Below are 21535 nucleotides of genomic sequence, written 5' to 3'. Positions count from 1 at the left end.
TGGCCACCCGGGGCGGTCAGGGGCTGCTCGTCGCGGGCGGCGAGCTCGCGGCGGCGGGCGGCAGGGCGTACGTCTCGCCCGGCGACGGCGTGACCGGTACGGCGGCACCGGGGTCGACCTCCGGCGGGGTCGGCACCGGGGTCGCGGGGGCCGCCAGGTCCTCGGCCAGCACCGAGAAGTCGACGTACCCCGTCGCCTCCAGGACCTTGATGTGGTCCAGGACCGTCGCGTTGGCGTCGTCGGCGAGATCGCGGACCAGGGAGTTCTGGGTGCCGGCGCGGACCTGCGCGACCAGGGAGAACACCCGGCCGTGCGCGAGCCGGAGCAGGCCCGCGAACCGGCGGTCGAAGTCCTGGCCCTCGGCCGCGTCCAGGGTGGCGAGCCACTGTTTCTGCTGCGTGTTCGGCTCGTTGGGCAGGGCCAGGCCGAGCTGGGTGGCGACCGTGCGGACGTGCGCGTCCAGGGAGGTGTGGCCGTCGACGAGGTGCTGTCCGGCCGTGCGGACGGCGGGTGTCGTCCCCTTGCGCTGTGCCAGCTCCCCGGCGGGCAGCTCCCACAGCCCGGCCAGCCGGACCTTGGTGACGAAGTCCCGGTCCTGCGCCGACAGCGGGCCGTACGGCGTCGTCACCGTCTGTGCGCTCAGTAGGCTCGCGCTCGCCGGGTCCTGCCGGTCGGCGTACGACCAGAGCGGGACCAGCAGCGCGACGGCCGTGGCGGCCAGGGCGGTGATGACGAGACCGGTGCCGCTGAATATGCCTCGGCCGGTGATCGGGGGACGCGGTCGCATGGTGCCTCCTGCACCGCACGCCGGGGATGTGCCTGGGGGACGGGTGCGGGGTTGGCATATTACTGGGGAGCGGGCGCCGGCTTCCGGGTGTGGGCGGGTGGCGGCCGTTCGCGGTGCGTGGGAGCGGCTGCGGTCGCGTCGTCGCCCACCGGTGCGTCGCGGCCGGTCGCGCGGTTCCCCGCGCCCCCCGGGGAACCGAAGTGCCGTCGGCCGTGACCGTGCCCGCGCAAGTCCGCGGTCAGGCGTGCCGCCGGCCCGGCACGGGCGCTGGCTTCCGGGTGCGGGCGGGTGGCGGCCGTTCGCGTGCGTGGGAGCGGCTGCGGTCGCGTCGTCGCCCACCGGTGCGTCGCGGCCGGTCGCGCGGTTCCCCGCGCCCCCGGGGAACCGAAGTGCCGTCGGCCGTGACCGTACCCGCGCAAGTCCGCGGTCAGGCGTGCCGCCGGCGCGGCACGGGCGGCGCAGGCGCCCCCCGGCGCGAGCCGGGAGCGGGCGCCGGCTTCCGGGTGTGGGCGGGTGGCGGCCGTTCGCGTGCGTGGGAGCGGCTGCGCTCCCGTCGACGCCCACCGGTGCGTCGCGGCGGGTCGCGCGGTTCCCCGCGCCCCCCGGGGAACCGAAGTGCCGTCGGCCGTGACCGTACCCGCGCAAGTCCGCGGTCAGGCGTGCCGCCGGCGCGGCACGGGCGGCGCAGGCGCTCCCCGGCGCGAGCCGCCGGACCCATGCCCCCGGACGGCTCCGGCCACGCCGCCCCTTCACCTCAGGCGCCGCAGCACCCGGTCGGCAAACCCCCGCTTCCGGGGAGCCGGGCCCGATCGGTCCAGCCACCACTCCCGCAACTCCCGGAGGGTGCCCGCGTCCCCCGGCCGCCCCAGCTTCAGCAGATGCCCGGCGAAGTCCAGCGCGTCCTGCCGGTACCCCCCGCGCATCGGCCGCTGCCGCGCGTACTCCAGGAACGCCTCCCGGTACCCGGCCCCCAGAATCACCGGCAGCTCGGGCGCCACCTTCGCCACCACCCCAGCCCGCTTGGCGGCGAGCGCCCGCGCCTGCACCCCCATCCGCACCCGGTCGAACCCCTCCGGCACCGGCGTCCCCGCCACCAGGGCGGACAGGACGGCGGTCTCGGCCACCGCGACCCGCTCGCGCGCCCCGGCCACCGGCGGCGCCAGCACCCCGACACCCCCGGCCCCGGCAGCCGCGGCCCCCTTCACCGCCGTACCCCCCACCGCGCTCTCCGCCGCGCGCCCGACCGTCACGGCCTCCCGGATCGAGTCCAGCTCCCGCTCCAGCTCGCCCGGTCCGGGGAAGTTCTCGTCCCGCTCCAGGAGCACGCCCGGCGGCGCGACCCGGGCGGCGAGACCGGTCAGGATGTCGAGCACCGGGCGCGGCACGGGGTGGGCGTGGCTGTCGTGCCAGACGCCGTCGCGCTCGAAGCCGCCCGCGACGTGGACGTAGGCGATCGCCTCCAGGGGCAGCGCGGCCAGCGCCTCGGCCGGGTCCTCGCCCCGGTTGACGTGGTTGGTGTGCAGGTTGGCCACGTCGATCAGCAGCCGTACGCCGGTCCGCTCGACCAGCTCGGACAGGAACTGCCCCTCGGTCAGCTCCTCGTCCGGCCAGGAGAACAGCGCGGCGATGTTCTCCAGGGCCAGCGGCACCGGCAGCGCGTCCTGGGCGATACGGACGTTCTCGCACAGCACGTCCAGGGCGTCCCGGGTGCGCGGCACGGGCAGCAGATGGCCGGCCTCCAGACGCGGGGAGGCGGTGAGCGCCCCGCCCGCCCGGACGAAGGCGATGTGCTCGGTCACCAGCGGCGAGCCGAGGGCCTCCGCCCGCTCGGCGAGCGCCGTCAGCCGCCCCTCGTCGGGGCGGTCGGCACCGCCGAGGCCGAGGGAGACACCGTGCGGGACCACCGTCACCCCGCGCTCGCGCAGCCGCCGCAGCGACTCGGGGAGGTGACCGGGGCAGACGTTCTCCGCCACGACCTCCACCCAGTCGATGCCCGGCATCCCCTCCACGGCGTCCGCGATCTCCGGCCGCCATCCGATCCCGGTCCCCAGTCGCCGCATGCCGTTCCCCCTCCTCGCCCCGCGCTCCTGCGCCGAGTGACGGAGGTATGGCCCCGTCGGCCGCCCCCGAACCCCCTCCCTGACGCGTTCAGAGCAACATTTGAGGTTCCGGGAGACCGCCTAGCGCAGCGCGGGGTGATCGGCGACGACCGTGCAGGACCCCGGGGCGATCTCCGTGAAGCCGGCGTCCCGTACCACCGGCAGGCCGCTGGTGGTGAGCCGGGGCCAGTCCGCCGGGGAGGCCGTGCGGACGGTGAGGGGGTAGCCCGTGTCGCGCCACGCGGTGCGCGCCGTGGGGGACAGGCCCCACCAGGCCAGTTGGGCGCCGTGGCCGGCCTGGGCCATCGCCTTGCCGGCCGACATCTCCAGGTCCGGGTTGAGCCAGAGCACCGGCCCGGCGGCCGGGTCGGCGGGAAGGGGCGGCTCGGGGTCGTCCAGTTCGGTGCCCGACACCTGGAGCTTGGCCAGGTCCTTGGGCCAGCCGTCCAGGGGGACCGGCGGGAAGACGCGGACCTCCGCGGACGTGCCGGTCACCGTGATCCCGGGCAGTGCCCCGGCGCGCCGCCACTCGGCGCCGCGGGCCCGCCGGACCACCTTGCGGATGCGGGCGTCCTCCCAGCCGCGTACCGCCTCGGCCCACTCGCCGTCGCCGTGCGCCCGCTCGTCGCCGAGCAGGGTCAGGACGGCCCGGGCGGCCGTCTCCAGGGCGTCGGTGCGGGCCGGCGGGGTGCTCCGCTCGATGCGTACGACGAGTGGCAGCACGAACTGGGGTGCCTCGTCGCGGGGACCGGCTGCGGACCGGAAGGGGCTGTCGGCGGTGGGGGCTGGAACGTGGCTCACGGGAGCCCAGCCTACGAAGCCGCGAGCGGACCGATCAACGCGCGGGTCGCGCCCGGCAGAATTCCGGCGACGCCGGTGAACCGCTGGCCACGCTCACCCCTCTTGATCGACCGAGGGGACCGGAAGGGGGGAGTGCCGAATGGCCTCCATGCACCATGACCTGTGCCTGACCGCCGTGGGCCGCCGCTACGGCATCCGCGGCCCCTGGGTGCTGCGAGGCGTCGACCTCGTCCTCGCCCCCGGCACCCTCACCCGGATCGAAGGGGCGAACGGCACCGGGAAGTCCACCCTGCTGCGGCTGCTCGCCGGGCTCGACGCGCCCAGCGAGGGCCGGATCACCGGCCGGCCGCGCACGGCCTACGTGCCGGAGCGGTTCCCGTCCGCCCTGCCCTTCACGGCCGCCGGCTACCTGACCCACCTCGGTACCGTCCACGGCCTCGACCGGAAGACCGCCGCACGCGCCGCGGACACCTGGCTGGAGCGGTTCGGGGCGGGCGCCTGCGCCGGTACGCCGATGGCGCGGCTGTCCAAGGGCAGCAGCCAGAAGGTCGCCGTCGCCCAGGCCCTGCTCGGCGACCCGGAGCTGCTGGTGCTGGACGAGGCCTGGACCGGCCTCGACGCGGCGGCGCGGGCCGAGCTGGAGCGGGCGGTGACCGAGCGGACGGCCGCCGGGGGCGCCGTGGTGTTCGTGGACCACGACCCGCGCCGGCTCGCCGGGGCGCCGGACGCGGTCCACGCGGTGATCGACGGGCGTCTGGAACGCCGTACCGACGAGCGGACGTCGCCGGCCGGGCCGGTCACGGTCGTCACCGTGCAGGGGGCGCCGGGCGGGAACCTCCCGCCGGACGCGGTGCGGGTCGCCGTCTCCGCCGAGCAGACCGCCCCCGGCAGCCACCGGCTCGCCGTCCCCGCCTCCCACTCGGACATCCTGCTGCGCGCCCTGCTCACGGCCCGCCCGCCCTGGCACGTGGTGCGCGTCGAACCGCCCGCCGGTGCACCGTCCCCCGACCCCGGAAGCCGCCCATGACCGCGCTCCTGCGCTACCACGCCGACCTGCTGCTGCGCTCCCAGCGCTGGCTGCCCCCGGTGATCCTGTACGTGGCGTTCCTCGGCATCGGCGTGCAGAGCGGCCAGCCCGTGCTGGACTCGCTCGGCTACACGGCCGCCGGTCTGCTGCCGGTGGCCGCCTGGCTGGTACGGATCTGTGTCACCGGCGAGCCGCCGGCGGCCCGGGCCTGCGTCGCCGCTGCCCGCGGCCCCGTCCGGGCGCACCTCGCCTGCCTGCTCACCGCGCTGCTCGTGGCCGTGCTGCTCGGGGTGGCGGCCACCGTGGTGGTGACGCTGGTCAGCGACCCGGCGAGCAACGGCCACCGGGTGCACATACCCCGGCTCCGGGCCGCCGCCGCGGGACTGCCGGCCGCCCTCGCCTGCGCCCTGCTCGGTGCGGCCGTCGGCGCGCTCACCAACCGGCCGGTGCTGCGCTCCACCGGCCGCGCGGTGCCGGCGATGCTGCTGGGCGCGCTGCTGGCGGTGGTGCTGGCCGGTTCCCCGGCGCAGGCGGCGGTCAGCGGCCTGGTCACCGGCTCGCAGACCGGCCGGGCACCGGTGCCGCTGCTGCCGCTGGCGGGCGCGGCCCTGCTCACGGCAGCCGTTTTCGCCGCGACCGCCCGGCTCGCCTGGCGCCGCTCACCCTGAGCAGGCGGTGCGCTGGGCCTCCTGCCACTCGCAGACCGGGCACAGCGTGATGCCCTTGTACGACTCCGGGTACTCCGTCGGCTCCCGGCACAGCACGCACTCCGCGAACGGCGGACCATCGGCCTTCGCCGGCTTCACCGTCTCGACGATCGTGCAGTAGTCCTCGTCGCTCATACCTTCAGCGTAGGACGTCAGCTGCCCTTGCCCGCCTGGCCGATCAGCTCGGAGACCTTCACGAACCGGTAGCCGCGCCTGCGCAGTTCCGGTACGACCGTGCGCACGACCCGCTCGGTGGTCGGGGCGGCGCTGCGGGTGCAGTGCATGACGACCACCGACCCGGGTTTCACCCCGTCGAGCACCTGCGCGACCACCGCGTCGGCGTCCGTCGCGAACGCGTCCCCGCTGACCACGTCCCACTGCACCGCGGTCACCCCGAGCCCGCTCAGCGCGCGCAGCGCCCGCTGGTCGTAACAGCCGCCCGGGAAGCGGAAGTACGGCATCGCCTTCGGCACGCCCGCCGTGCGCAGGGAGGTGTACGCCCGCTGGACGTCGGCCCGCATCCCGTCGGCGCCGACGGTCGGCAGGCCGTAGCAGTCGGCCGTGAAGGCGTAGTGGCTCCAGGAGTGGTTGGCCACCTCGAACTGCGGGTCGTGGCCCAGGTCGCGGGCCTCGGCCGGGTACTGGTCGGCCCACCGGCCGGTCATGAACACGGTCGCCGGCACCTTCAGCGTGCGCAGGGCGCCGATCAGACCGGGGTTGTCGAAGTGCTCGCCGGAGGCCGCGCGCGGGCCCTGGTCGGCGGTCATGTCGGCGTCGAAGGTGAGCGCGACCGTCTTGCCCCGGGTGCGCGGACCGTGCTCGAAGACCGGGGTCAGCCCGCCGGGACCCGGCGCCAGCACGGGCGGACCGGCGGGGGACGGGGAGGCGGCCGGGGCCGGGCGGCCGGCGCCCGCGGTACCGCAGGCGGTGAGCGCCGCGCCCAGGACGCAGACGGTGATGCAGCGTACTCGTGGGATCACGGGACGAACATAAAGCGGATTGTCTGTTTATGTGATTATTTCGACCCGCGACACGGCGGTACGGTCACCCGCGCGGCGGCGCTGCGGGGTTCCGTCACTCAAGGTCGCGCCGCTCCAGCGGTTTGACGGCCGGCCCCTGGAGCACCGAGCCGTCGACGGCGAAGCGCGAGCCGTGGCAGGGGCACTCCCAGGCGCGTTCGGCACGGTTGAAGGCGACCAGGCAGCCGAGGTGGGTGCAGCGGGCCGACACGGCGTGCAGGGCCCCCTCCTCGTCGCGGTGGACCGCGAGCCGTGCGGCGCCGGAGCGGACCACCGCGCCGTCGCCCGGGGCCAGGTCGTCCACCGAGGCAGGCGGCTTCAGCCGGTCGCCGACGAAGTGCCGGGCCACCTCGGCCTGCGTCTTCAGCAGCGACGGCGCCTCGCGCACCACCGACTTCAGCCGGCGGGGGTCGTACAGCTCCCGCCACGCGCAGTCCCGGCCGGTGATCAGCGAGGTCAGCAGCAGCCCGCCCATGATCCCGCCGCTCAGGCCCCAGCCGCCGAAGCCGGTGACGACATAGGTGTGCCGGGCGCCCGGGTGCAGGGGGCCGACCAGCGGGACGGTGTCGGTGGACTCGTTGTCCTGGGTGGCCCAGGCGTGGTCCAGGGTCACCCCGGGGAAGTGCACCTCCGCCCAGCCGGCGAGCCGGTCGAAGCCGGCCTGCGGATCGCCGGTGCCGGGTGTGAAGTGCTCCCCGGTGACCACGAGCAGCCGCTGCCCGTCCGGGCCGTAGGGGGCCGTACGCACCGAGCGGGTGTTCTCGTCCGGCGTGATGTACATGCCGTGGGGGTCCGGGCCGTCGCCCAGCGGCCCGGCGACCACCAGTTCCCGGCGCGGGGAGAGCCGGGTGAACAGCAGGGCCCGGTCGAACACCGGATAGTGCGTGGCGACCACGACGTCCCGGGCGGTCACCGTGGCGCCCGACTCGGTCGCGAGCCGGCACGGCTCGCCCTCCGTCAGGCCGGTGACCCGCGTGTGCTCGAACACCTGGCCGCCGTGCGCGAGCAGGTCGGCGGTGAGCGCCCGCAGGTACTTGACCGGGTGGAACTGCGCCTGTCCGGTCACCCGCACCGCGCCCGCCACCGGGAACGGCAGCCCGGTCTCCGTGGTGAAGGAGGCCGGCAGCCCCGCCTCCCGGGCGGCGTCCGCCTCCGCGCGCACCTCGGCCACCCGCGACCGGTCCCGGACGTAGGTGTAGGCGTCCCTGGTCTCCCACTCGCAGTCGACGCCCAGCTCGGCCACCAGCGCCGCCGCGTGCTCGATCGCCTCGGTCTGCGAACGGGCGTACAGCCGCGCCCCCTCGGATCCCCGGGTGCGCCGGAGCCGGTCGTAGACCAGGGTGTGCTGGGCGGTCAGCTTGGCGGTGGTGTAGCCGGTGACGCCGGCCGCGGCCCGCCCGGCCTCCAGCACCGCCACCCGCCGCCCGGCCCGGGCCAGTTCATGGGCGGTGCTCAGTCCCGCGATGCCCGCGCCGACGACGGCCACGTCCACGGCGAGATCCCCGTCCAGGGCGGGGTGGGACGGTCCGGGGGCGGTCTGCAGCCAGTACGAATCGGTGACCTTCCGCTGTTCGCGCATGCCCGCCGGGTACCCCGGCCGGCCCGGCCCACGTCTGCCCCGGGTCACGTCTGCCGCAGCAGCCGCTCCCGGCACTCCGCCACGTCGAAGTCCGCCTCCGGATACCGCGGGTCCAGCTCCCCCAGCTGCTCCAGCAGCAGCCGGCTGACCGCCCAGTTGCGGTACCACTTGCGGTCCGCCGGGATCAGGTACCAGGGCGCGTACGGGGCCGCGCAGCGCTTCATAGCCAGCTCGTACGCCTCCTGGTAGGCGGGCCACAGGGCGCGTTCGCCGATGTCACCCGGGTCGAACTTCCAGTGCTTGTCGGGGCGGTCCAGGCGGCGCAGCAGACGGCGGCGCTGCTCGTCGTAGGAGAGGTGCAGGAAGCACTTGACGAGGGTGACGCCGTCCTCGGCGAGGGTGCGTTCGAAGTCGTTGATCAGGCCGTAGCGGCTGCCGATCTCGGCGGGCCGGGCCAGGTGCCGGACGCGGGCGACGAGTACGTCCTCGTAGTGCGAGCGGTCGAAGATGCCGATCTCGCCGGGCTCGGGCAGCGCCTGCCGCACCCGCCACAGGAAGTCGTGCCGCCGCTCCTCCTCGGTGGGCGCCTTGAACGCCCTGATCCGGCAGCCGGACGGATTGAGCTGGCCGATCACATGCTTGACCGTGCCGCCCTTGCCGCTGGTGTCCATGCCCTGCAGCACCAGCAGCACCCGGCGGCGGTCACCCGCCGTGCCCGCCGCCCAGAGCCGCTCCTGGAGGCCGGCCAGGTGCTTGCCCATGCGTGCGCTGTCCGCCAGCGCGGCCTGCTTGCCGTCCGGGGCGCCGGGGGTGGCCCGGGCGTCGTACCCGGTCAGCTCGATCCGCTCGCCCGGCGGGAGGCGCAGCAGGTCCCGGAGAGTCTCCTCGCGCTTCCTGGCCGGCTTCTTCGGCACCGGCGCTCCTTCCGTCCGGGTCGGGGTGGCTCGGGTGCCCGTCAGCCGGGGTGCGGTCCGCCGTCGGTGTGTGCGGCGGGCTCCCGGTCCTTCTCCGGCAGCGAGGGCTGGGCGCCCCGCTCCAGGAAGTGCAGCAACTCCACCGGAATGGGCAGCACCAGTGTGGAGTTCTTCTCGGCCGACACCGCCATCACCGTCTGCAGCAGCCGCAGTTGGAGCGCGGCCGGTGTGTCGGCCATCTGCTGGGCGGCCTCGGCGAGCTTCTTGGAGGCCTGGAACTCGGCGTCCGCGTTGATGATCCTGGCCCGGCGCTCGCGGTCCGCCTCGGCCTGGCGGGCCATCGACCGCTTCATCGTGTCCGGCAGGGACACGTCCTTGATCTCGACCCGGTCGACCTGGACGCCCCAGCCCACCGCCGGGCTGTCGATCATCAGCTCCAGGCCCTGGTTGAGCTTCTCGCGGTTGGACAGCAGATCGTCCAGGTCGCTCTTGCCGATGATGGACCGCAGCGAGGTCTGCGCCATCTGCGAGACCGCGAACTTGTAGTCCTCGACCTTCACCAGGGCGCTCGTGGCGTCGACCACCCGGAAGTAGACCACCGCGTCCACCCGGACGGTGACGTTGTCGCGGGTGATGCCCTCCTGGGCCGGGATCGGCAGGGTCACGATCTGCATGTTGACCTTCTGCAGCCGGTCCACGAAGGGGATGATCAGGTTCAGGCCCGGCGGCCGTACGTCCCCGGCGACCCGGCCGAGCCGGAACAGCACACCGCGTTCGTACTGCTTGACCACGCGGGCCGCCGACGCCAGGTACACAAGACCGGCGGAGCCCGCCGCCGCAACGGCCACCACAAGGTCCTCGACCATGGTGACCTCCTCACCCAGAGGCCGTTTGTCTGCTGTTGCCACGATAGGCCCGTGGGGCCGGGATGCCGAGAGCTCTCGGCATCCCGGCCCCACGGGCGGGCACTCAGGCCGCGGTGACCAGCTTCACCGGCTCCGTGCCGACCGCGCTGTGCCGTTCGGCCCAGTTGTCCAGGGCGGTGCGGCAGGCGTGGTCCAGGTGGTGCAGCCCGGACAGGTCGAGCCGGACCGGGCGGTCCTGGGGCAGCGACTCCAGGCTGTCCAGGATCTTCGGCAGCCGCAGGAAGGTGGCGTTCCCGGACAGGTGCGCCTCCACCGGGCCGATGCCCTTGTCCACGACCTCCAGCCTGATGTGCGAGGCCTCCCAGGCGGTCTTGATCACCGCCAGCGCGAGACCGATGAGCACGCCCTCGAACATGCTGACCGCCACGATGGAGACGGCCGTGGCGGCGAGCACCAGCGCCTCCCCGCGGTGCTCGCGCCAGAGTCCGGTGAGCGACCGGACCGGGATCAGTTTGGCGCCGGCGTGGATCAGGATGCCCGCGAGGGCCGGGATCGGGATGTACGCGAGCACGTCGGGCAGCAGCGCCGCGAACAGCAGCAGCCAGACCCCGTGCAGCACCCGGGAGGCCTTCGTCCGGGCGCCGGCGTGGACGTTGGTCGCGCTGCGCACGATCACCGCGGTCATCGGCAGCGCGCCGAGCACCCCGCACACCATGTTGCCGGTGCCCTGGGCGACGAGTTCTTTGTTGTACTGCGTGCGCGGCCCCGAGTGCAGCCGGTCGACGGCCGCCGCGCTGAACAGCGACTCGGCGGAGGCGATCAGGGTGAAGGCGACGACCGTGCCCAGCAGGCCGACGCCGGCCAGCTCGCCGAACGCGCTCAGCGGCGGCGGCTGGATCGAGCCGAGCAGGCCCTTCACCTCGACCGTGGCCACGGGCAGGTCCAGCCCGAACGTGGCCAGCGTGGCGAGCCCGACCGCGGCGAGCGGGCCGGGCAGAGCACGGACCTTCGCCGGGGTGTACTTCCACAGCAGCAGCACCGCGATCGTGCCCGCGGCCACGGCGAGCGAGGCCAGGGCGTCGGTGTCCCCGAAAGCGTCCCAGAGCGCGCCGGGCACCCCGAAGATCTTGTCCAGGCCGGAGTCGGGCGCCTTCGTCGCCAGTGCCGGATACAGCTGCCCGGCGATGATCACCAGACCGATCCCGGCCAGCATGCCCTCGACGACGGAGACGGAGATGGCGCGGAAGTAACGGCCCAGCCGCAGCAGGCCCATGGCGACCTGGATGACACCGGCGGCGAGCACGATCACGCCGAGCACCGGCAGCCCGAACTCCTTGATCGCCTCGTAGACGAGCACGGTCATGCCGGCCGCCGGACCAGAGACCTGCAGGCTGCTGCCGCGCATGAACCCGGTGACGAGGCCACCCACGATGCCGGTGACCAGACCGAGTTCGGCCGGCGCCCCGGAGGCGACGGACACGCCCACACACAGCGGCAGCGCGACCAGGAAGACCACCAGGGAGGCGGCGAAGTCCTCCTTGAGGTGGGGGAAACGGGATATGAGAGTGCGGTTGTCGGTCATCGGCGCGCTCACAGGGACTCGAAGGTGTCGGTCTGCGGGCGGTGCGTCCGTACGGCTCCGGTGTGCACCTCGTAGTACCAGGCGTGCAGGTCCAGTTGACCCTCCGCCAGCTTCCGCTCCACGCACGGGTACGAGCGCAGCCGCAGCAGCTGGGTCAGGACGTGGGACTGCACGCCCTCGGCGACCTCCGGGTCCTCGGCCGCGCCGGCCGGGCGCGGGGTGGCGGAGGCCAGCCAGTCGCGCACGGCCGGTACGGCGGTCAGGTCGTCCCCGCGCACCAGTGCGCCGACGGCGCCGCAGTGCGAGTGGCCGCAGACCACGATGTCGCGGACGCCGAGCACCTCCACGGCGTACTCGATGGTGGCCGCCTCGCTGGTGGGGTGCTCGGAGACGTAGGGCGGGACGATGTTGCCCGCGGTGCGCAGCTCGAACAGCTCGCCGGGGCGGGCGCCCGTGATCAGGGCCGGGACGACCCGGGAATCGGAGCAGGTGATGAACAGCACCTGCGGGGACTGGCCTTCGGCGAGCTTGGCGAACTCCTCAGGGCGCTGTCCGAAGGTACGGGCGTTGTCGATGAGGGGCTGCATATATGAGTTCCTCCTGGCGCGCCTGCCTGGCGCGTCGGACTTGAACAACGGTTGTGGGGGCGAAGAGAGCAGCCGGCTCTCAGCAGCGGAAGACCTGGAGCGCTGCCGGGGTGTGGGATCTGGAGGCTCTCGGAGCGGGGCGGTGCGGGGCCTCGGAGAGTGCCGACGGGCCCGCACCGGCCGTCCGGCCGGATATGAGGTCGCGTTCTGAGCAGCAGCAGGACGCGGGGCAGCGCTGCCGGTCGCGGACGTGCGGGGTCCCCAGGGGATCGCCCGGGCAGCCGGGGGCGCGGACCTTGTCCGCGCCCTCGCGCACGGGGTATGCGGACGTGGTGATTCCGGTCTCGGTCTTGGTCAATGCCTGACCGAACGTGTGCGCGGGTGCGAAGGTTCCCGTGGGAGTGAAGAGCTGGAATGCCAGCAGTGCGGCGCCGAGGAGGGTGAGCAGGCTCCGGACGGTCGTACCTCGGAACATGAGCACCCCCTCCGCCGCGTTCACGTTTCTTGTCCAGACCAAGGGTTGGTCAATGGATGGTCAAGAAGCACGTTAACCCGGCAAAGGCCTTTGCAGTGTTAACTGAACGTTACGCGCCCAAGGAAGCGTGAAAAATGCGGGTGGCGTGGCGTGAACCAGCCCTTGACCCGCGGAGTTTGACCGACTATTGGATGCCCGGTGGCGGCTACGCGCCGAGCAGGCCCTTCCCGTCCCGGGCCAGCGCGGTGAGCCGGGATATCGCGCGGAAGTACTTCTTGCGGTAGCCGCCGTTCAGCATCTCCTCGCTGAACAGCTTGTCGAACGGCAGGCCCGAGGCCAGCACCGGGACCTCGCGGTCGTAGAGCCGGTCGGCGAGGACCACCAGCCGCAGTGCCGTCGACTGGTCCGGCACCGGCTGGACGCCGGTCAGGCACACCGCCCGGATCCCGTCGGTCAGCGCGCCGTACCGGCTCGGGTGCACCTTCGCCAGGTGCTCCAGAAGGTGCGGGAAGTCGTCCAGGGAGGCGCCCTCGGTGGCGAAGGCGGTCTTCATGACCTCCTCGTCGGAGAAGGGCGCCGGGGCCTCGGGCAGGCCGCGGTGGCGGTAGTCCTCGCCGTCGATGCGCAGCGGGCGGAAGTGGGCCGACAGGCCCTGGATCTCGCGCAGGAAGTCGGCCGCGGCGAAGCGGCCCTCGCCCAGCTTGCCGGGCAGCGTGTTGGAGGTGGCGGCGAGCGCCACGCCCGCCTCGACCAGCTTGCCGAGCAGCGTCGACACGAGGACCGTGTCGCCGGGGTCGTCCAGCTCGAACTCGTCGATGCACAGCAGGCTGTGCCCGGACAGGGTCTGCACCGTCTGCTGGAAACCGAGCGCGCCGACCAGGTTGGTCAGCTCCACGAAGGTGCCGAACGCCTTGCGGGACGGCTCGGCCGGGGCGGCGTGCCACAGGGAGGCGAGCAGATGGGTCTTGCCGACGCCGTAGCCGCCGTCCAGGTACACGCCGCGCGGGCCCGCCGGTGCCTTGGGCGCCTTGGCCCGGCCGAAACCGAAGAGGCCGCGTTTGCCGTTGCCGGCGGCCTGCGCCCCGCCGAGCCCGGCCGCGAAGCCCTCCAGCACCCGGACGGCCTCGGTCTGGCTGGGCTGGTTCGGGTCCGGGATGTACGTGGCGAAGCGGACCGAGTCGAAACGCGGAGGCGGCACCATCTCGGCGACCAGCCGGTCCGCGGGGACGTGCGGCTCACGGGCGCACAGGGACAGGGGGCCGGCTTCCGGCAGCGGACTGGAACCGGGGGCGGTGGTGGAGGACGACACAGTTATCCATGCTAAGCGCCGTGTCACACTGCACGGCATGCGACGCCTGTTCCCTGTGACCGAAGAGACAGCAGCCCGGGCCTCGGCCGGGGGCCCGGAAGCGGAGGGGGCCGGCGGGGCCGCCGCCGCCCAGGCCGCTCACGCCCGCGAGGAGAACCGGGAGTGGAGCCTCGCCGAGCTGGCCGCCGCCTACGCCTACCCGGAGCCCGCGCAGGGCGCCCCGCGGCCGTGGCTGCGGGCCAACATGGTCTCCTCCCTCGACGGCGCCGCCCAGCACGAGGGCCGCTCCCAGCCCATCTCCAGCGCCACCGACATGCGGATCTTCGGCACCCTGCGGGCGCTCGCGGACGTCGTGGTGGTGGGCGCGGAAACGGTACGGCAGGAGGGGTACCGCCCCGCCCGCGTGCGGACCGAGTTCGCGGGGGCCCGCGAGGCCGCCGGACAGGGCCCGGTCCCGGCGATCGCGATCGTCACCGCGAGCCTGGAGCTGGACTTCACGCTGCCGCTGTTCACCTCGCCCCTGGTGCCCACGCTGCTCCTGACCGGGGCCGCGGCCGCCCCCGACCGGATCGCCGCCGCCGAGCGGGCCGGTGCGCAGGTGCTGATCGCCGGCGAGGGCATGGGCGTGGAGCCGGCCCGCGCGATCCAGGCCCTGGCCGGGCTCGGGCACACCCGGCTGCTCACCGAGGGCGGCCCCCGGCTGCTCGGCCAGCTGATCGCCGCGGAGGTGCTGGACGAGCTGTGCCTGACCCTGTCGCCGACGCTCACCGCGGGCAGCGCCCAGCGCATCGCCGGGGGGCCGTCGGTCGCCGTGCCGCACCGGTTCGCCCTCGCGTCCCTGCTGGAGGAGGACGGATTCCTGTTCGCTCGTTACCGTCGGCCCTGAAATCAGCGGAATCTACCGTTCCGGTTACTTTCCGGCGGGCAGACTTAGTCCGGCAGTACCCGTGCGATCACGGGGAAGGATGGTTTCCGCAGGGGCCCTGCCGGGCCCTCTAAGGAGAAGAGGCGCCTGGTGTTCACAAGCGTTCTGATGATCGAGAAGGCCCTGACGTCCGCCGACGTCGAGTTCGTCACCACCTTGCACGGAGACGAGCCCGTCGCCTTCCACGTGCTGCTCCAGCCGCGCGGCGAGCAGGCGGACCGGCTGCTGCGGGCCATCGACGACATCGCGCTCGGCGAACTCGACGAGGCGGTGCGCGAGCGGGAGACGCCGGAGGGGCAGGAGGCGCGCAGCGTGGGACAGCAGGCCCTGGACGTGTCCCTCCAGGCGTTGCGCTCCGCGGGGAGCGCGGCGGAGGGGCGGCTGGTCGAGGATCATCCGCTGGACGCGCTGAAGTCGCTGGTCGCGGAGGTGGCGGCGGACGAGGTGATCGTGCTCACCGATCCGCACTATGTGGAGGAGTTCTTCCATCGGGACTGGGCCTCGCGGGCGCGGCACCGGGTGGGGGTGCCGGTGTTGAAGTTGTTCTCGCACAGCAAGGTCTAGACGCTCCGCCGGGTCGGCCGGTGAGCGCCGTTCGGGGTGCCGGTGTGATGGCGCGTGCGAGTACGTTGTGGCTGGTCGCGCCCGCGCGGCGCAGCCCCCTATCGATACAGCCCTGCGCCCCTGGGCCGGCCGGCCCACGCCCCTCGCAGGCTGACAGGCTGCTTGAGCGCATAGGCTAGGGCCGCTCTACTACGTACCGTCTCTGGGGAGAAACGCATGGCACCCGGCCTTCCTACCGCCATGGACCGACCGCACTTCATCGGCATCGGCGGCGCCGGGATGTCGGGTATCGCCAAGATTCTCGCGCAGCGCGGGGCGAAGGTGGCCGGCAGCGACGCCAGGGAGTCGGCGACCGCCGAGGCGCTGCGGGCGCTGGGCGCGACCGTGCACATCGGGCACGCCGCCGAGCACCTCGCCGACGACGCGAGCTGTGTCGTCGTGTCGTCGGCGATCCGCAAGGACAACCCCGAGCTGGCCCGCGCCGCCGAGCTGGGCATCCCGGTCGTGCACCGCTCCGACGCGCTGGCCGCGCTGATGGAGGGGCTGCGGCCGATCGCCGTGGCCGGGACGCACGGCAAGACCACGACCACCTCCATGCTGGCCGTCTCGCTGACCGAGCTGGGGCTGGAGCCGTCGTACGCCATCGGCGGCGACCTGGACGCGCCCGGCTCCAACGCGCTGCACGGCGAGGGCGACATCTTCGTCGCCGAGGCGGACGAGTCGGACCGCAGCTTCCACAAGTACGCGCCCGAGGTCGCCATCGTCCTCAACGTCGAGCTGGACCACCACGCCAACTACGCCTCCATGGACGAGATCTACGAGTCCTTCGAGACGTTCGTGGACCGGATCACCGAGGGCGGCACCCTGGTCGTGTCGGCGGACCACGAGGGCGCCCGGGAGCTGGCCCGGCGCGTCACGGCGTGCGATGTGCGGGTGGTGACCTACGGCGAGGCCGCCGACGCGGACGTACGCGTGCTGTCGATCGTCCCGCAGGGGCTGAAGAGCCAGGTCACCGCCGTGCTCGACGGGCAGGAGCTGACCTTCACCGTCTCCGTGCCCGGCCGGCACTACGCCCTCAACGCCGTCGCCGCGCTCGCCGCCGGTGCCGCCCTCGGCGTCCCGGCCGCGCAGCTGGCGCCCGCGCTCGCCGCCTACACCGGCGTCAAGCGGCGCCTGCAGCTCAAGGGCGAGGCGGCCGGCGTCCAGGTCATCGACTCCTACGCCCACCACCCCACCGAGATGACGGCCGACCTGGAGGCCATGCGCGCCGCCGCCGGTGACGCCCGTATCCTCGTCGTCTTCCAGCCGCACCTGTTCTCCCGCACCCAGGAGCTGGGCAAGGAGATGGGGCAGGCGCTGGTCCTCGCCGACGCCTCGGTGGTGCTCGACATCTACCCGGCCCGCGAGGACCCGATCCCCGGCGTGACCAGCGAGCTGATCATCGAGGCCGCGCGTGCGGCCGGCGCCGGCGTCACCGCCGTGCACGACAAGGCGGAGATCCCCGCGGTGATCGCGGGAATGGCGGAGCCCGGTGATCTCGTTCTCACCATGGGCGCGGGCGATGTGACCGACCTGGGCCCGCTGATCCTGGACCGCCTGTCGCAGTAAAGGGGCTGAGAGCTGATGTCGTACGACGTCGAGAAGCCGGACGAGCAGTGGCGCGCGGAGCTGACCCCGGCCGAGTACGCCGTGCTGCGCCAGGCCGCCACCGAGCCGGCCTTCACCGGTGAGTACACGGACACCAGGACCAAGGGTGTGTACTCCTGCCGGGCCTGCGGCGCCGACCTGTTCACCTCCGACACCAAATTCGAGTCGCACTGCGGCTGGCCGTCCTTCTACGACCCGAAGGACACCGACGCCGTGGAGCTGATCGAGGACCGTTCCCACGGCATGGTCCGCACCGAGGTGCGGTGCGCCCGCTGCGGCTCCCACCTCGGGCACGTCTTCGCCGGCGAGGGCTACCCGACCCCCACCGACCAGCGGTACTGCATCAACTCGATCTCCCTGCGGCTGGTCCCCGAGGAGAGCTGAGCCACACCCGTGGGACTGCCGGGGCGGCCGGGGCTGATGCCGTAGGGCCGGCCGGGGGAGCCGTCGGCGTGCCGCACCGCACCGGGGACTCCGTCACCGGGTACGAGGCGACCACCGGGGACGCCGCGCTGCCGCCCGGCGTCCGGTGGGCCACCGCGGCGGCCCGGGAGACGGCCCGCCCGCACACGCGGCCCAGGGCCGCGGCGACCGACTGAAGCGGCCCGGCGCGTCAGGCGCCGGCGTGGACCAGCGCGGCCCAGGTCCACGGGCGGTCCGGGTCGGCCGAGCGCAGTGCCCGCACCGTGTCGTGCAGGGCGAGCGCCGCGGGCAGCGGGGCGGGGTCCGGCAGGGCCGGGGCCAGCCTGTGGTGGAAGGCGGCGGCGGCCTCGGCGGCGAAGGCGTCCCCGACCTCCCAGAGCGTGGCCACCGACTGCGTGTAGCCCGCCACCTGGAAGACGGAGGCCAGGTGGATGACCTCGTCCACGAAGGCGGGCGAGGCACTCCCGCGGGCCGTCCCGCACGCCGACAGGTACGCCAGCTCCGCCGACTCCAGATGCAACTCCGCGATCTCGCCGACACAGAGGTCGCCGTCGGCGAGCAGCAGCCGGCCCGCCGCGGCGTCCTCGGGGTCGCTGTCGGCATGGCAGGCGAAGTGCACCACCGCCGCGCCCGGCAGCGCGCCGCACACCGCCGCCCGGGTGGCGTCCGGCCCGACCAGCCGGTCGCCGCCGCTCGCGGCGACCGCCACCCCGGCCTCGGCCACCGTCCGGGCCAGCGGCGCCTGCCCCGGCGTCTGAGGCATGGCCACCGCCAGCACGCCCCGCCGGCCCGGTGCCGCACGCCGGCGGGCCCGGCTGTACAGCAGGGCGCGCAGCGTCGGCGTGTAGGAGGAGGCCACCCGGTCCAGGACGGCCGCCCCCGCGGGCGCGCCCGGACCGTGGTGCCCGGCGGCGTGCAGCGGGAAGGAGTTGAGCACTCCGGACGGCGACCACCACAGTCGGGGCCAGGGCGCCCCCGGGGCGGGCGGGCCGGTGAACCCCAGGGCGTCCAGGACCGGTTCGGCCAGGACGTCCCACAGCCAGGCCAGCGTGCCGGTGAAGATCTCCCGCGCCGTCTCGAACAGCGGATCGCGCGGGCCGGCCGTGAGCGCGCCGACGGCCAGCCGGAAGGACTCGGCCTGCGCGGCGAGACCGGCCGCGTCCAGTCCGGGCAGCGGCACCGGGAGCACCCCGTCGGGCCGCAGCACCAGCGCGTCGCAGCGGCGCGGATGGACGTTGACGCTCACCACCGGGCCCTCGGCGGCGGCCGGCCGCAGATCGTCCAGACCGAGCGGCAGCGGGGTCAGGAACCGCTGGAAGTCCGGGCGCTGCTGGAGCTCCGTGATGAGCCGGGCCGCGTGCTCGGTGGCGGCGCGCTGCTCGGCGACCTGTTCCGGGCCGGGCCAGCGGCCGGGCTCCGCGCTCCGGCGCAGCGCGCGCAGCCGGTCCAGGGCGGACCGCAACCGGGCGTGCAGGCCGGCGTCGGCGCCCTGCAGGACGGACAGTTCACGGCGGGCGTTGAGCGCGGTGGACAGCAGATGCGCCCGGCCGTCCTCCAGCGTCTCCAGGGCCTCCACCGGGTCGTGCCGGTCCAAGGCCTGGGCGGCGCCGTCGCAGGCGAGCCGGATGATCAGGCTGGGCGAGCGTCCCTCGCCGGCCGGTCGGGCCTCCAGCAGCCGCCCGCGCTGCACGCGGTGCTGCGCGGCGGAGGCCCACTGCTGCACCAGCAGGGCGGTGCGCAGGTCCGGTGCGCCGGTCGCGGTCAGCTCCCGGGCCAGCGTCTCGGCCTCCGTGTAGTCGGTCTCCTCCGACCACAGCCCGTGCCGGGTGAACAGGTGCATGGCCAGCGTGGTGCGGGTGTCGTCGTACTCCCGGGTGCCCGGCGTCAGACGGGCCAGCCTGCGGCGGGCGCCGCGGACCCCGTCCTCCAGGGCCTGGACGTGGTCGAACGGCGAGTCGTGCGCGAACGCCAGCGCCGCGTGACCGGCGAAGAGTTCCGGGCTGAGGCCCATGTCCGCCATCATGAGCGGCAGTTCCTCGTACAGCTCGCGCAGCAGCGGCAGCGTCCCGCGCATCCGCTCCAGCCGGGCCGCGGCGTCCCCCTCGGCGTGCATGGCCGCCCCCACGAGCAGGGTCGAGCGGCCGGTGCGCAGCAGGCGGTGTTCGCGGGAGTCCGGGGCTGCCGCGGCGAGCAGCCGGTCGTAGACGCCGAGGATCTCGTCGAGGGCACCGGTGTCGACCGGTTCCCGCGGCCCCGGCTCGGCTGTGGTGCCCCGCAGGAGGTCGGTGACGGCCTGCGCGCGTTCCGCCTCGGGCATCCTGGCGAGGCGCTGGAGCTCCATTTCCAGGGCCTGGCCGAAGATGTCGCCCAGGGAGCTCTGCCCGGGGTGGCCGAGGATCAGCTTGCCGAAGTCCATCACTTCCTGGCCGCGCCCGCTGCCGCCGCCCTGCGGGCCCATGCCGAGCAGGCTCAGCACGGCGGCGATGGGGTGGCTGTCGTCCTCCCCGGACAACGCCGCGTGCACGATGGCGTCGATGGCGTCCGCGTCGGCCTGCAACTCGGGGCTGAGGCCGGTCCGGGTGAGCGGTTCGTCCGGACCGAGGGACTGCGCGCGCAGCCGCGCCGCGGTCTCACCGATGAGCCGGGAGTCCCCGGTGAACACCGGGTCGGCCGCGGCGACCAGCCCGAACCCCTCCTCGGGCCGCCCGGCGGCCATCAGGTTGGCCGCCAGCCGCAGCCGTACGTCCTCCCGCTCGGGGTGGTCCGCGGGGGTGAGGTCGAGCAGCCGGCGCAACGCCTCGGCGGCGTCCGCGGCGAGTTCGGCCGCGCGGTCCCGGTCGGCCCGGCGCAGGCCGATCAGCGCGGCCTGCGCCAGCCGGTCCAGATGGGAGCGGACCGCCGCCTCGTCCTCGGCCGGGGTGAGGTCGAGGGCGCGGTGCAGCGCGGTGACGGCCTCCGCCCGGACCTCGGGTGACATGTCCTCGTCCCGCTCGGCGTCCGCCGCGTGCAGGGTGAGGACGTAGCCGAGGTCCGAGTGCACCTGTGCCGCGTTGCCGTCTGCCGGGCCGGCGCCGCGGGTCGCCGTCCGCAGCAGCTCGATCACCTCGGGCAGCCGGGTACGGTCCTGGGTCCTGGCCGCGGTGGCCAGCAGCGCGAGGGCGAGGCCGTTGGCGCAGCGGGCGTGGCTGTCGTGGTCCGGGGCAGTGGCCGCCAGCGCCGTACGGAACACGCGGACCGCCTCGTCGAGACGGTCGGGGGCGGGGTCACCCGGCGTGTCCCGGCCGGGGGCGTCGCTGAGGACCAGCAGGGCGTAGCCGAGGTTGCAGCCGGCCACGGCCCGGTCGGGTCCCCCGGCCGCCAGGTGCGGCAGGGCGCCGCGGGTCAGCACCGCGCACGCCTCCAGCGCCTCCGGCCAGGTGAGGGCGAGGCCCAGCTCCAGCAGCAGATAGCCGACGTTGACCAGGGACGCGGCGTGCTCCCGCACGACGGCCTCGGGGTCCTCGGGCCGGCCGGTGCCGAGCAGCGCGTCGAGCCCGGCGCGCAGCGGCGGCGGCAGCGGGTCCGGGGTGCCCGGCAGATGGCAGTGGAACGGGGCGAGCAGCAGCAGGCCCATCCGGGTGTCCGCCTCGCCGCCGCGGACCATCAGGGTGACGCCGAGCGCGTACGCCACCTCCGGGTCCACGCCGGGGCCGCCGTCCGCCTCGGCGAGCACCAGATGCCGTAACAGCGCGTCGGCCTCGGCGCGCGCCTCCTCCGTCCGCAGCACGGCGGTACCGTCCGGGCCCCCGAGCCGGTCGAGCCGCTCCCGGACCGCCCGCAGCAGCCGGTCGCGGGCGGCGGCGCGGTCCTTGCCGGGCGGGGGGTACTCGTGGGGCTGTTGGTCGTGGTCGGCCGGTTGACCGTCGCCGGTCCGCCGCTCGCGGTAGGCCCGCGGGTCCTCACTCACGAACCGCTCTTCACCGGCCGGCTCGCGCCCCGCCCGCAGCAGCCGGTCGCGGGCGGCGGCGCGGTCCTTGCCGGGCGGGGGGTACTCGTGGGGCTGTTGGTCGTGGTCGGCCGGTTGACCGTCGCCGGTCCGCCGCTCGCCGGAGCCCCAGCGGTCCTCCCTCACGAAACGCTCTTCGCCCCCGAACCGCTCCTCACCCCCGCGCCGTTCCTCCCCGTCCGGCTCCCGCCCCGCCCCCGTCGTCATGGTCCGCACTCCTGTCCTCGAAGCGGTGCCCC

Annotated in this window: 20 protein-coding genes; 7 read left to right on the top strand and 13 right to left on the bottom strand. The window is 74.5% G+C overall.

Annotated features, from left to right (window positions below; genetic code table 11):
- Positions 1 to 16: 16 nt before the first annotated feature.
- From ACIP4Y_RS10190 to ACIP4Y_RS10180, 3 genes are all read right to left on the bottom strand, one after another.
- A complete protein-coding gene (locus ACIP4Y_RS10190) occupies positions 17 to 787 on the bottom strand; it encodes a DUF4142 domain-containing protein (RefSeq protein ID WP_401390313.1) in 771 nt (256 codons plus the stop codon).
- A 749-nt stretch (positions 788 to 1536) separates the two neighbouring features.
- Positions 1537 to 2847 (bottom strand): DUF692 domain-containing protein, encoded by a 1311-nt coding sequence (locus tag ACIP4Y_RS10185; RefSeq protein ID WP_401390311.1) that lies wholly within the window; start codon positions 2845 to 2847, stop codon positions 1537 to 1539.
- A 120-nt stretch (positions 2848 to 2967) separates the two neighbouring features.
- Positions 2968 to 3687 carry an aminoacyl-tRNA hydrolase gene (locus ACIP4Y_RS10180; RefSeq protein WP_401390308.1) on the bottom strand — a complete coding sequence of 240 codons (720 nt, stop codon included), beginning with the start codon at positions 3685 to 3687 and terminating at the stop codon, positions 2968 to 2970.
- A gap of 148 nt (positions 3688 to 3835) precedes the next feature.
- On the opposite strand from ACIP4Y_RS10180, the gene ACIP4Y_RS10175 reads away from it, so the two are divergent.
- Positions 3836 to 4714 (top strand): ATP-binding cassette domain-containing protein, encoded by an 879-nt coding sequence (locus ACIP4Y_RS10175; protein ID WP_401390681.1) that lies wholly within the window; start codon positions 3836 to 3838, stop codon positions 4712 to 4714.
- A complete protein-coding gene (locus ACIP4Y_RS10170) occupies positions 4711 to 5382 on the top strand; it encodes an ABC transporter (protein ID WP_401390305.1) in 672 nt (223 codons plus the stop codon). Before ACIP4Y_RS10175 ends, ACIP4Y_RS10170 begins: the two co-directional genes overlap by 4 nt.
- Here the strand turns inward: ACIP4Y_RS10170 and ACIP4Y_RS10165 are convergent.
- The 9 genes from ACIP4Y_RS10165 to zapE form a co-directional block, all read right to left on the bottom strand.
- Positions 5374 to 5556, bottom strand: a complete 183-nt coding sequence (locus tag ACIP4Y_RS10165) for a hypothetical protein (protein WP_358647729.1) — start codon at positions 5554 to 5556, stop codon at positions 5374 to 5376. The two genes, ACIP4Y_RS10170 and ACIP4Y_RS10165, sit on opposite strands and share 9 nt — an antisense overlap.
- Before the next feature lie 17 nt (positions 5557 to 5573).
- A complete protein-coding gene (locus ACIP4Y_RS10160; protein ID WP_401390301.1) occupies positions 5574 to 6401 on the bottom strand; it encodes a polysaccharide deacetylase family protein in 828 nt (275 codons plus the stop codon).
- Positions 6402 to 6495: 94 nt separating this feature from the next.
- Positions 6496 to 8019: an FAD-dependent oxidoreductase gene (locus ACIP4Y_RS10155; protein ID WP_401390298.1), complete on the bottom strand. Its 1524-nt coding sequence runs from the start codon at positions 8017 to 8019 to the stop codon at positions 6496 to 6498.
- A gap of 44 nt (positions 8020 to 8063) precedes the next feature.
- Positions 8064 to 8933: a PPK2 family polyphosphate kinase gene (locus tag ACIP4Y_RS10150; RefSeq protein WP_358647735.1), complete on the bottom strand. Its 870-nt coding sequence runs from the start codon at positions 8931 to 8933 to the stop codon at positions 8064 to 8066.
- Between the two features lie 41 nt (positions 8934 to 8974).
- Positions 8975 to 9799 carry a slipin family protein gene (locus ACIP4Y_RS10145; protein WP_401390294.1) on the bottom strand — a complete coding sequence of 275 codons (825 nt, stop codon included), beginning with the start codon at positions 9797 to 9799 and terminating at the stop codon, positions 8975 to 8977.
- Positions 9800 to 9902: 103 nt separating this feature from the next.
- Positions 9903 to 11381: a SulP family inorganic anion transporter gene (locus ACIP4Y_RS10140; RefSeq protein WP_401390291.1), complete on the bottom strand. Its 1479-nt coding sequence runs from the start codon at positions 11379 to 11381 to the stop codon at positions 9903 to 9905.
- 8 nt (positions 11382 to 11389) lie between these two features.
- Positions 11390 to 11968 carry a carbonic anhydrase gene (locus tag ACIP4Y_RS10135; protein ID WP_208035067.1) on the bottom strand — a complete coding sequence of 193 codons (579 nt, stop codon included), beginning with the start codon at positions 11966 to 11968 and terminating at the stop codon, positions 11390 to 11392.
- A gap of 79 nt (positions 11969 to 12047) precedes the next feature.
- The gene (locus tag ACIP4Y_RS10130) at positions 12048 to 12443 is read right to left on the bottom strand and encodes a hypothetical protein (protein ID WP_401390287.1); all 396 of its coding nucleotides are present in this window, start codon (positions 12441 to 12443) and stop codon (positions 12048 to 12050) included.
- Positions 12444 to 12648: 205 nt separating this feature from the next.
- On the bottom strand, positions 12649 to 13752 hold the full coding sequence (gene zapE, locus ACIP4Y_RS10125) for a cell division protein ZapE (RefSeq protein WP_401390284.1): 1104 nt from the start codon (positions 13750 to 13752) through the stop codon (positions 12649 to 12651).
- Between the two features lie 37 nt (positions 13753 to 13789).
- Here zapE and ACIP4Y_RS10120 point away from each other — a divergent pair, with 37 nt between their 5' ends.
- The 5 genes from ACIP4Y_RS10120 to ACIP4Y_RS10100 all read left to right on the top strand — a co-directional run bounded on the left by ACIP4Y_RS10120 (position 13790) and on the right by ACIP4Y_RS10100 (position 17487).
- On the top strand, positions 13790 to 14638 hold the full coding sequence (locus ACIP4Y_RS10120) for a pyrimidine reductase family protein (RefSeq protein WP_401390281.1): 849 nt from the start codon (positions 13790 to 13792) through the stop codon (positions 14636 to 14638).
- Positions 14639 to 14767: 129 nt separating this feature from the next.
- Complete coding sequence (locus ACIP4Y_RS10115; RefSeq protein WP_358644815.1) at positions 14768 to 15241, top strand: indole-3-glycerol phosphate synthase; 474 nt, start codon at positions 14768 to 14770, stop codon at positions 15239 to 15241.
- Positions 15242 to 15457: 216 nt separating this feature from the next.
- A complete protein-coding gene (gene murC / locus ACIP4Y_RS10110; RefSeq protein WP_401390278.1) occupies positions 15458 to 16849 on the top strand; it encodes a UDP-N-acetylmuramate--L-alanine ligase in 1392 nt (463 codons plus the stop codon).
- 15 nt (positions 16850 to 16864) lie between these two features.
- A complete protein-coding gene (gene msrB / locus ACIP4Y_RS10105) occupies positions 16865 to 17272 on the top strand; it encodes a peptide-methionine (R)-S-oxide reductase MsrB (RefSeq protein ID WP_358644811.1) in 408 nt (135 codons plus the stop codon).
- 68 nt (positions 17273 to 17340) lie between these two features.
- The gene (locus tag ACIP4Y_RS10100) at positions 17341 to 17487 is read left to right on the top strand and encodes a hypothetical protein (RefSeq protein WP_401390275.1); all 147 of its coding nucleotides are present in this window, start codon (positions 17341 to 17343) and stop codon (positions 17485 to 17487) included.
- 14 nt (positions 17488 to 17501) lie between these two features.
- Here ACIP4Y_RS10100 and ACIP4Y_RS10095 read toward each other — a convergent pair whose 3' ends face one another.
- Complete coding sequence (locus tag ACIP4Y_RS10095) at positions 17502 to 21503, bottom strand: CHAT domain-containing protein (RefSeq protein ID WP_401390272.1); 4002 nt, start codon at positions 21501 to 21503, stop codon at positions 17502 to 17504.
- Positions 21504 to 21535: the final 32 nt, after the last annotated feature.

The sequence above is a fragment of the Streptomyces sp. NPDC088810 genome (assembly GCF_044750305.1).
Taxonomy (GTDB): Bacteria; Actinomycetota; Actinomycetes; order Streptomycetales; family Streptomycetaceae; genus Streptomyces.
This window is presented reverse-complemented; position numbering and strand designations above follow the sequence as displayed.